10 protein-coding genes are annotated in these 11,132 nt (G+C 43.6%); 8 read left to right on the top strand and 2 right to left on the bottom strand.

Going from position 1 to position 11,132, the window contains the following annotated elements:
* Together GBN19_RS08545 and GBN19_RS08540 are read left to right on the top strand one after the other, a co-directional pair.
* The coding region (locus tag GBN19_RS08545) for a transposase (RefSeq protein ID WP_171494462.1) at positions 1–264 on the top strand (264 nt) is incomplete at its 5' end.
* A gap of 58 nt (positions 265–322) precedes the next feature.
* Positions 323–616: a hypothetical protein gene (locus tag GBN19_RS08540; RefSeq protein ID WP_266095379.1), complete on the top strand. Its 294-nt coding sequence runs from the start codon at positions 323–325 to the stop codon at positions 614–616.
* 41 nt (positions 617–657) lie between these two features.
* Here the strand turns inward: GBN19_RS08540 and fadA are convergent, their stop codons facing one another.
* Both fadA and fadB read right to left on the bottom strand, forming a co-directional pair.
* A complete protein-coding gene (gene fadA, locus GBN19_RS08535; RefSeq protein ID WP_151777842.1) occupies positions 658–1,830 on the bottom strand; it encodes an acetyl-CoA C-acyltransferase FadA in 1,173 nt (390 codons plus the stop codon).
* Between the two features lie 12 nt (positions 1,831–1,842).
* On the bottom strand, positions 1,843–3,996 hold the full coding sequence (fadB, locus tag GBN19_RS08530) for a fatty acid oxidation complex subunit alpha FadB (protein WP_151777841.1): 2,154 nt from the start codon (positions 3,994–3,996) through the stop codon (positions 1,843–1,845).
* A gap of 571 nt (positions 3,997–4,567) precedes the next feature.
* On the opposite strand from fadB, the gene GBN19_RS08525 reads away from it, so the two are divergent.
* From GBN19_RS08525 to pgsA, 6 genes are all read left to right on the top strand, one after another.
* The gene (locus GBN19_RS08525) at positions 4,568–5,221 is read left to right on the top strand and encodes an oligogalacturonate-specific porin KdgM family protein (protein ID WP_171492590.1); all 654 of its coding nucleotides are present in this window, start codon (positions 4,568–4,570) and stop codon (positions 5,219–5,221) included.
* A gap of 20 nt (positions 5,222–5,241) precedes the next feature.
* Positions 5,242–6,465, top strand: a complete 1,224-nt coding sequence (locus GBN19_RS08520) for a histidine-type phosphatase (RefSeq protein ID WP_171492591.1) — start codon at positions 5,242–5,244, stop codon at positions 6,463–6,465.
* A 318-nt stretch (positions 6,466–6,783) separates the two neighbouring features.
* Positions 6,784–7,701, top strand: a complete 918-nt coding sequence (gene lpxO / locus GBN19_RS08515) for a lipid A hydroxylase LpxO (RefSeq protein WP_151777839.1) — start codon at positions 6,784–6,786, stop codon at positions 7,699–7,701.
* 147 nt (positions 7,702–7,848) lie between these two features.
* Positions 7,849–8,433, top strand: coding sequence for a hypothetical protein (locus tag GBN19_RS16350; protein WP_151777838.1), 585 nt, complete (start codon positions 7,849–7,851; stop codon positions 8,431–8,433).
* A 72-nt stretch (positions 8,434–8,505) separates the two neighbouring features.
* On the top strand, positions 8,506–10,305 hold the full coding sequence (uvrC, locus tag GBN19_RS08505; RefSeq protein WP_151709896.1) for an excinuclease ABC subunit UvrC: 1,800 nt from the start codon (positions 8,506–8,508) through the stop codon (positions 10,303–10,305).
* A 180-nt stretch (positions 10,306–10,485) separates the two neighbouring features.
* Complete coding sequence (gene pgsA / locus GBN19_RS08500; protein ID WP_151777845.1) at positions 10,486–11,073, top strand: CDP-diacylglycerol--glycerol-3-phosphate 3-phosphatidyltransferase; 588 nt, start codon at positions 10,486–10,488, stop codon at positions 11,071–11,073.
* Positions 11,074–11,132 lie beyond the last annotated feature (59 nt).

Raw genomic sequence — 11,132 nt, 5'->3', positions numbered from 1 at the left:
GAGCAATTCCTCATACCAGCATTACCAGAAAATAGTGTAGTGGTTATGGATAATGCAGCATTTCATAAAAGAGCAGATATTCAGGAGTTATTGGAACAACAAGGGCATAAAATTCTTTGGCTTCCTGCATACAGCCCTGATTTAAATCCTATAGAACAGATGTGGGCATGGGTTAAACGTAAGCGTAAAGAATGGTTGATCGACTCAGTCGATGAGTTATTTCGAGTTTTTTTCGAATCTTGTATGAATAATAAAGTAGTTTGACTATAGAACTATATTTATTTTACTCGCGTTAGTCAGCTTCTCTTTTATTTTACTTGAAGTGTTCCAAGATAAGATTCAGTCTATAAAAGAAGAGAGAACATCAAAGAAGCAAAGTCTACAGCTAAAAGATCAATTGAAGGCTCTGAATTATGATGAGAAATATATTCTGTCATTATTTATGAGTGAACAGAAAACTGAAAAAGCATTAAATCCAACGAACCCAAATGTCGTTTGGCTGGAAAATATGAAATTTATTATTAATACACTTAAAACTGAAGAAAACAAAAAAGTCTTCAGGATTGATCCTATTGTTATGAATGAATTAAGAAAAAATCCAAACCTATTGTATTAAAAGAACCCCGCATCAAGCGGGGATTTTCTTTAAATCTGAAATTAGATACGTTCAATAATGGTCGCAATACCCTGACCTAAACCAATACACATGGTCGCAAGACCGATTTGCGTATCTTTTTGCTCCATCACATTGAGCAAGGTCGTGGTAATACGCGCACCTGAACAGCCCAATGGGTGACCGAGCGCAATCGCACCACCATTCAGGTTAATCATGTCTTGCTTGTCATAAATGCCCAAGCCTTTCATGACCGACAAACCTTGTGCAGCAAAAGCTTCATTTAGTTCAATGGTTTGAATGTCAGACATCGTTAAACCTGCGCGTTTCAGGGCTTTTTGTGTCGCAGGCACAGGACCATAACCCATGATTGCTGCATCACAACCTGCAACCGCCATTGAGCGAATCACGGCACGCGGTTTAAGCCCCAAATTTTTAGCACGTTCAGCAGACATCAGTAACATGGCAGATGCACCATCAGACAAAGCCGATGAAGTTGCCGCTGTCACTGTACCGCCTTTCGGGTCAAACGCAGGGCGAAGTGCTTGGAACGCTGCCAAGTTTGCATCGGCACGAATCACTTCATCGACATCGCAGAAGATTTTAAAGCCATCGGCATTGTGACCTTCGACACCGACGATTTCATTTTTAAAACGACCTTCTTGAGTCGCTGCCCAAGCACGTTTGTGAGATTCAACCCCAAACGCGTCTTGTTCTTCACGGCTAATGCCATTCATGCGACCCAACATTTCTGCGGTCAAGCCCATCATGTTTGAGGCTTTGGCATAGTGTTTAGACGCTTCAGGGTTCAGGTCAACGCCATGCATCATGTTGACATGCCCCATGTGCTCGACACCACCAATAATGAAAATATCACCTTGATGCGTTGCGATTTGCCCAGCCGCCGTATGAATCGCTTGCATGGATGAACCGCACAAACGGTTGACGGTTTGACCTGCCACAGTTTTCGGTAAGCCAGCCAACAAGCTTGCATTACGGGCAATATTCCAGCCTTGTTCAAGGGTCTGATTGACACAGCCCCAAATTACATCTTCAACTTCATTGACATCGAAGCTGTTACGCGCCACCAAAGCACGAATCAGGGCAGCTGAAAGATGCTCGGCACGCACATTGCGGAACATTCCGTTTTTGGATTTGCCCATGGCGGTACGTACACCATCAACAATCACAACGTCACGTGGATTTAAAGTAGTCATTCACGCTGCTCCTTAACCGTAAAATTTCTTGTTGTTTTCAGCCATGTCACGCAGCAATTGCGGTGCTTCATAGGCTTTGCCTAAGTGGGCATAGGTGTTGCACAGTGCCACGTATTCAGCCACACCTGTCTGGTCGATATAACGGCATGGGCCACCACGGAAGGCAGGGAAACCAATCCCCATAATCATCGCCATGTCTGCTTCATGTGGCGTTGCAACAATGTTGTCTTCTAAGCAGCGAACGGTTTCGTTGCACAGCGCCAACATCATACGGTCAATAATTTCTTGTGGATCAAACTCGCGTTTTTCACCAGTGACCACTGGGGCAATCACGTCATACGCAGTTGCATCGACGGTTTTGGCTTTTTTGCCTTTCTTGTCGAGTTCGTATTTGTAGAAGCCGACATCATTTTTCTGACCCAGACGTTTGGCTTCATACAGGGTTTCGATAGAACCTTTAAAGTCAGGTTTCATGCGGTCAGGGAAGCCTTCCGCCATGACTTCAGCACCGTGTACGCCTGTATCAATCCCCACCACGTCCATGAGATAAGCAGGGCCCATTGGCCAGCCAAATTTTTCCATGACTTTGTCGATTTGCTGGAAGTCTGCGCCGTCTTTGAGTAACAGATCAAATGCACCGAAGTAAGGGAACAGCACGCGGTTGACCAAGAAGCCTGGGCAGTCATTCACCACAATCGGGGTTTTACCCATTTTCTGTGCCAATACCACAGTGGTTGCAACCGCTTCTTCTGAGGTGTGTTCGCCACGAATCACTTCAACCAACGGCATCATGTGCACAGGGTTAAAGAAGTGCATACCGACAAAATTTTCAGGGCGTTTCAGGGCTTTGGCTAAACGGGTAATTGAAATAGTCGAGGTGTTCGATGCCAAAATCGTATTGTCACGGACTTTACTTTCAGTGTCCGCTAAAACCGCTTCTTTGACTTTCGGATTTTCAGTCACCGCTTCAATCACGATATCGACATCTTTAAATTCGTCATAACTTAAAGATGGGCGAATGCGGGTCAGGGTTTCGCCCATTTTCGCCGCAGTCAATTTGCCACGTTCAACCTGTTTGGTGAGTAACTTGTTGGCTTCAGACATGCCGAGTGCCAGTTGAGCATTACCAATATCTTTCATGATGATTGGCGTGCCTTTGCTGGCAGTTTGGTAGGCGATACCACCGCCCATAATCCCTGCACCCAATACCGCAGCTTGATTGACAGGATGCGCGCCTTTTTCGTGTTTCTTCGCGGCTTTTTTGACAACCTGATCGTTGATGAATAAACCAATCAAGGCTTCTGCTTGTGGTGTCACCGCAGCTTTAGCAAAGCCTTGAGCTTCAACTTTTACCGCTTCATCACGGGTTAAGGTTACGCCTGCTTGTAGTGAGTCCAACATCAGTTTTGGTGCTGGGTACTGGGCAGGATTGGCTTTAGAGAGTACCGCAGCTTTGGCTGTGGTAAATGCCATCATCTGTTCAATTTGATTGAGTTTGACAGGCTCCAGTTTTTCTTGGCGTTTGGCTTTCCAGTCCAAGCGACCAGCAATGGCTTGTTTGACTAAATCAATTGCAGCAGCAACGACTTGATCATCGGCAACCACAGCATCGACTGCGCCATCTTTAAGGGCAGCATCAGGCTTTTTCGGTACAGCCATCGCCATCCATTCAACAGCATTGTCGATGCCGATGACGCGGCTCAGACGGACTGTGCCACCAAAACCTGGGAAAATACCGAGCTTGATTTCAGGTAAACCGACTTGCGCTGACTTCGCCATGACACGATAGTCACACACCAAACACATTTCAAAACCACCACCCAAAGCCATGCCATTAATCGCCACGACTTTTGGGATATTTAAATCTTCAAAACTGTTAAAAATCTGGTGAATATTCACCAGCCATTCTTGAATGACCGCTTCGCCTTGTGCGAAGTTTGCACCAAACTCAGTAATGTCGGCACCGACAATAAACGTCGATTTGGCAGAAGTGACCACCAAGCCTTGAATTTCAGGATGTGACTGTACCGCAGCAATCGCGGCTTGGAAGTCATCAATGGTGGCTTTATTAAATTTATTAACCGACTCACCGAGTAAGTCAAAGCGGAATTCTGCAATTCCGTCCTGTAGCATTTGGACGGTAATGGCATTGCCTGCGTGGATCATGCCCTGATCTCCTTTATTCTGGAGGACTTGTTCGTTGATGTTATTGGGTTACTGTGCAAAGCACATCTTTGGAGTGCTTTTCATCTTACGATAACTCTAAACAAAAAATATGCTTCGAGTTGTATCAAGCCGTGACGCAATGGTCACTGATTTTTTGCATCAAAAGCGAACTGGGCAGTTTTTTTGTTGAATAAGCACACAAAAAATGAGGGTTATACTGATTTATCATGATTTAAATCATTGGTTTATTAAATGGATGAAAGTGTAATTCAGAAAGTTTAGGAAAATATATTTTTTGTCATTTGGGTCAATGCTTTGTTGCTGTTTAGAGTCAGATTCATACAAAAATTCACAGAATTGGGTCATGAAGGGAATCGAGTCGGGAGGATGCAGATCTGGGAATTTCAATGGTCTTTATTTTGATTGAAAGACACTGTCATCAAACTTCAATCATTTCTTCAAAAAAATGTCATTTTGAAAAAGTAGTCTTTTGAATTCCTAAATTATTGATATATTTATATACATGAAAAATAATTATTTTTTTATAAAATATAGTTTTCTATTGTTACCATTGTTTAGTGTAAATGCATTTGCACTTGATCTGAAATATGCACATGAATATGAAGACCTGTCCAATGAACATACCGATAAAATCCAGCTCAGTCATACCTTTGATAATGGCATTGGTGTCGCGGTGAAATGGAAGTTGCAGCCCAAGGAAACCGCAGATGGTTCAGCAGGGCAGGCTTTCTCGAATGACCAACTGTATGAACATGTCTATAAGCTGAATTATCATTATGATTTGAATGAGAATATTGAGCTCATCCCTGCGGTGTCTTGGACAACAAAGACAGGGGGAACCACCAAGTTTAAGCCGAATATTACCCTGAACTATAGCTTGCCGCAGAAAACCAAATTGTCACTGAAATATCGTTATGAAGAAGTTGATTATCGTGATTCTGGGAGTAAATATGGTTCACTGATTGAAGGTGGGATTTCCCATAAATTTGATCGTGTTAAAGTAGCCTATAAGTTTGGGTATTACACTAGTAATGTGAATTTATACGATCACCAAAAACATGATTATATCCATAAGTTGACAGTGGGTTATAAGTTGACCAAAAAGTTTGCGCCATATGTAGAGCTGAAGAATGAGTCTTACAGCAGTAAATCTGACCGTCGAACCACTTCATTTACCTTAGGTTTTAACTATAAATTTTTATAAGAATGCTTGAGAAATTCAACATGCAAAAACGACTGTATCTCTCAATGTTTCTGGGTCTAACAAGCTTTCACCAGACACATGCCGAGTTAAAACCGACACCTGAGTATCAATTAGAGCAAGTCGTGACTTTAATGCGTCACGGGATTCGTCCGCAAACCAATACGGCTGCATTAGAAAAAGCCACGGGTAAAGAGTGGTTCAAATGGCCTGTACCCGATGGAACGTTGAGTTATCGTGGTTATGAGGGCGTAGTTCGTCAGGTTGCCTATCCTTTGGCACTCTGGAAAAGTCAGGGGTTGAAACTTGGCAATCAGGCCTGTCCCGATGCTCAGCAGGTCTGGATTTATGCTGACTCCGATCAGCGCACCGCCATGACAGGCGAAGCCGTTTCTCAAGGCATGTTTGGGCAATGTCATGTGCCTGTTCATGTGTCACAGCAGAAAAAAGACCCTTTATTTAGTGGTGTCGATTTAGACCGTTTTGCGCCGTATTTCCCAAAAATCCAGCAACAGTTTTTGGCAAAAATTGGCACTCAGCAGGAAATTAAACAGCGATATGCCAAGCCAATCGAAACCCTCAAAAATACGGTCTGTGCTGCCAATGCTTGCCAAGCGCTCGATCAGGACTGGGGTATCACACTGGAAAAGGGCAAGGTCAAATTGACAGGGCCGCTGTCGATTGCAGCCAATATTGGAGAAACTGTGCGCTTGCAATATAGTGAAAATCTTCCTCAAAGCGAGGTGGCTTTTGGACATGTCAGTTCAGCAAGCGATTTGGAGCCTTATATGCAGTTACATCGGGCTAAATATCAGTATCTGAATGAACTTCCGCTATACGCACAAATTGGTGGGCAGTTTTTATATCAACGCATTCTTGAGGATCTGACAGGAAAATCACAAACAGCCAATATCCCGCTGATCATGTATATGGGACATGACACCAACATTTCCCAGATTCAGACCATACTTGGATTTAACTGGAAGCTGGCGGATGGTATTCAAAATGATATTCCGCCTGCGAGTATGCTGGTTTTTGAAAAATATCAGGAAAAATCCACACATCAGCAATATATCCGCATCTATTTTTCAGCACGCAATTATCAGCAATGGCGTGATTTAACTGAAATCAATGCTGCTCAGCCAATGCAGTTACAAGAGTTCAAGGCGAAGTCTTGTAAAACAACGTCAGTTGGCACCTTGTGTCCTATGAGTTTACTTGAAAAGAAAGTGCCACATCTGCCTTAATCTCGGGTTTTTTGCAATTTAATCAATTGCATAAATGGAACTGTACAAGGACGTACTTTGCCCAAAGCGATAAGGAGAAATCGCATGAATTTTAAGTCATGTGTTGGATAGATTCAGTAGGATGAATATGCGATCAGATCAAGACAAAAGTTGAAAGTAAATAAATAAAGTATAGATAATATAACAATAATGAATTTAAAGATTAGGCAGCGTTGATTGGTCTATCGCAACTTTTTATTTTTTTGTTAAAATATCGCTAAGTGAGAATCAGTTGGTATTTATCACTGGTGTAATCGTTGATTAATTCTGAGTAAACTTATGATTAAATGGATAATTTTGGCGATCTTTGTGATATCTGCATTGTATATCCAATATCGTGGTAAAGTGCGGCATTCGTTTTATCGTCAATTTTTTGACCATTCAACCTTGCTCGCACCTATCAACTTTTTGATGTATGCCTTTTCGAAAGTGCCGAATCAGCCCTATATCGAAACGCAGCGCTTTAAAGATCTTAAAGTTCTCGATGAAAACTGGGAAATGATTCGCGAAGAAGCCAAAGCTTTATATTCACAAGGCAACATTAAAGCTGCGGATTCTTATAATGATTTAGGTTTTAACTCATTTTTCAAAACGGGCTGGAAGCGGTTTTATCTAAAATGGTATGACTCTGCTCATCCTTCTGCGGCAGAACTTTGCCCAAAAACAACAGCATTACTCAAAACCTTGCCAACCATTAAAGCAGCCATGTTTACCGAACTTGCGCCAAATAGCCGTCTGGTTCGTCACCGTGACCCGTATGCGGGTTCATTGCGTTACCATTTAGGTTTAATGACACCCAACGATGATCGTTGTTTTATTGATGTCGATGGACAAAAATACGCATGGCGTGATGGGCAAAGTGTGGTGTTTGATGAAACCTACATTCACTATGCTGAAAATGCCACAGATCAGAACCGTATTATTTTCTTCGCTGACGTTGAGCGTCCACTGAAAAGCCGCCTGATGGAAAAATTTAACCACTGGTTTGGTAAAAATGTCATGACAGCCGCGAGTTCACCGAATGATGCAAGTGACCGTACAGGGGGCTTAAATAAAGCTTTTGGTTATGTGTATCAAATTCGCTTAAAAGCCAAAGCACTGAAAAAATCCAATCGCCAGTTGTACTACATTTTGAAATGGGTACTGATGCTTGGAATTTTCTTCCTAATTTTTATTCGTCCCTATGTGTTTAAATAAAATATCCAGATAAAAGCATAATTTTAAGAACGCCCAATCACGGGCGTTTTTTTATTGGGAAAAACAATATTTTAATCAATTGTTTAAAAATAAATAATCCATAAAATAATCAATCAAGTCATCACAATAATCTAAAGGAAAAGAGCGATGAAAACCAAGCAACTTGCAGTGTTATTGGGAGCGCTGAGTTTAAGCGTACTGGGGCATGCCACTACGTGGTTTGCAGGAACGGAATATCGGGGCAATGTGAATATTCGTATTTCAGGTGGTGCGCCTGTGACATGGGACTGCAATGGTCGTGAGTGTCAAATTTCTGGTCCTTGGGGCAATGATCTATCGCTTGAGTCTTGTCAGAATTTGGCATCACAAGTCGGTGAGTTACGTTATTACGGCAACTCTGCGGGGCGGATGTGGGCAGCAGGTTCTCCTGCGCTGAATCAGTGTAATCAGGCAGCGAGCCGCCCAAGCAATCGTGGGGAAACCGTATGGTATGCGGCAACGCAGTATCGTGGCAAAGTTCAGACTCAAATTTCAGGGGGAGCATGGGTAATTTGGGAATGTAACGGACATGAATGCAGCATGTCTGGCCCTTGGGGCAATGATTTGTCGGTTGAGTCCTGCCGTAATCTGGCTGCAAAAGTTGGTCGTATTAGTGCTTATAGCAACTCGGCAGGTGCAGAGTGGCGTAGTGGCTCGCGAGAACTGGCAAGCTGTAATGCTACAGCACGTTAAAATATTTATTCTTGAAATCTGTGGGTTCAGGCGCTACATACTGTCATACCTGTTTTGATTACTGAGCCAGCCGTGAACCCGAACGCCCGCGAACACATTGAACAACTGCTTGCCAAGATGACCCTGCTTCCTGGGGTCTATAAAATGCTCGGCAAGGACGGTGAACTGCTGTACGTGGGCAAAGCCAAAAATCTAAAAAATCGGGTATCGAGCTACTTTGTCAAAACCATTGAACATCCGAAAACCCAAGCTTTGGTAGCACGGATTTATGATATTGAAACGCTGGTGGTTCGCTCGGAAACTGAAGCTTTATTGCTTGAACAGAACCTGATTAAACTGCATCGTCCGCCGTATAACATCATGCTGCGGGACGATAAATCCTATGTCTATATTTTCATTTCTGCCGATCAGCCCTATCCACGGATTGCCAGTGGTCGCGGTAAAGGCAAACATCAGGTTGGAAAATTCTTTGGGCCGTATCCGAGTGCTTACGCAGCGCGTGATACCTTATTGATTTTGCAGAAACTGTTTAATGTGCGTCAGTGCGAAAACAGCTATTTTTCGCAGCGTAAACGTCCGTGTTTGCAGTATCAGATTAAACGTTGCACTGCGCCCTGTGTTGGGCTGATTTCCCCACAAGATTATGCGCAAGATGTGCAAAATTCGATTCGCTTTTTGCAAGGCGACACCAAAGAACTTAACCAAGAATTGATTGCCAAAATGGAAGCTGCCGCCGCCGAATTGGCGTTTGAAAAAGCGGTGTTTTACCGTGACCGTTTGGCGCTGCTGCGTGAAGTCTCGGCACAGCAAGCGGTATATAAAATCAAAGGTGAAGCGGATATTTTGGCGATTGCTCATCAGGCAGGCGTGACCTGCGTACAAATGATGTATGTGCGTAATGGACGAATGCTCGGCGGAAAGAGTTATTTTCCTGACATGCTCAGTGATGACTTGGGGCAAATGCTCAGTGATTTTATGGCGAATTTCTACTTTCAGGTCGCCGATGAAATTCCACAAGAATTGATTGTGAATACAGATTTGCCAGACCGTTTGGAATTGGAACAGGCGCTCAGTCAGCACTTTCAGAAGAAAATCCAGATCAAATCTAATGTCCGAGAAACCCGTGCCGAGTGGCTCGAGTTGGCGCAAATGAATGTACAACATGCGATTCAGGGGCAGCTCAATCAGCATCAGGAATTGCATGAGCGCTTCTATCAATTGGAACAGATTGTTGATCGTCCGATCGATCGGATTGAATGTTTTGATATCAGTCATACCATGGGCGAAGCCACGATTGCTTCTTGTGTGGTGTTCGATCAGGGTGGAGCACGCAAGCGCGATTATCGCCAGTTTGCGATTGAAGATATTCAGGCAGGCGATGACTATGCAGCCATGCGTCAAGCCTTAACGCGCCGTTATAAAAAAGCGCCATTGCCTGATTTACTGTTGATTGATGGCGGTAAAGGTCAACTGCATATGGCGATGCAGGTGATGCAAGACTTGGGGCTAGATGCCTTCATGATTGGCGTATCGAAAGGTGAAGGGCGTAAACCGGGACTGGAAACCCTGCATTTTACCGATGGAGATAAAATCCAGTTGGCAGAAGATCATAAAGCGCTGCATCTGATTCAGCAGGTGCGAGATGAAGCGCACCGTTTTGCGATTACCAAGCACCGCGCAAAACGTGATAAACGCCGTGCGGGTTCAGTCCTTGAAGTGATTCCCGGACTTGGGCCAAAACGCCGCCGTGATTTACTGACTCATTTTGGTGGAATACAAGGGGTGCTCAAAGCCTCCGAAAAAGAACTGACCTTAGTCCCCGGTTTGGGGAATGTGATGGCACGTACCATTTATCAGGTCTTACACGAATAATGCAGGGTATTCAAAGCATGCTGCTATAAGGCTTGCAATCAGAAGGTTTTGCAAGATCACGACGGCTTTATGGTCGACACATCTGTACATTTCGTATAAAGTGATGCAAGTATTGAACAGTCAAAAATACGTTTAAAAATCACTCGATGCAGACTTGCAAGGGCTAAATTGGCGGTGGCTATGACAACAGGGCGAATCCTGAACATTCCAAATATTCTCACCATTGCACGAATTGTGCTTATTCCCGTATTTTTACTGGTCGCTTACTGGGCACCTGCGATTGGTGTTGCAGGGCATTCAGGCAGTTTCACCCGCCATCTTATTTTGACTGCAATTTTTATTTTGGCAGCAATCACAGATTGGTTCGATGGTTATTTGGCACGTGCGCTGAATCAAACGTCTGCATTTGGACGTTTTCTCGACCCTGTCGCAGATAAGCTGATGGTCGCTGCGGCACTGGTGGTTTTAGTGCAGTGGAAACCGACCATTATAATGGCATTTGCAGGGATTGTGATTATTTCCCGTGAAATTACCGTATCGGCACTGCGTGAATGGATGGCTGAACTTGGTGCACGTACCAGTGTAGCCGTATCCACCGTTGGGAAATATAAAACTGCATTTCAGATGATCGCAATCAGCGTATTTTTGCTGAATTGGCAGCCATTAGAAACTTTTGCCTATATTTTGTTGTATACCGCTGTGATTTTGACTTTATGGTCGATGTTTATTTATCTGAAAGCCGCATGGCCGTATTTAAAGCAACCATAAAATACAATGCCCTGATCATTCAGGGCTTTTTTATGCCCAATGATTGTGCAAAATTCATC

This window comes from Acinetobacter brisouii (assembly GCF_008993995.1).
Lineage (GTDB): Bacteria > Pseudomonadota > Gammaproteobacteria > Pseudomonadales > Moraxellaceae > Acinetobacter > Acinetobacter brisouii_A.
This window is presented reverse-complemented; position numbering and strand designations above follow the sequence as displayed.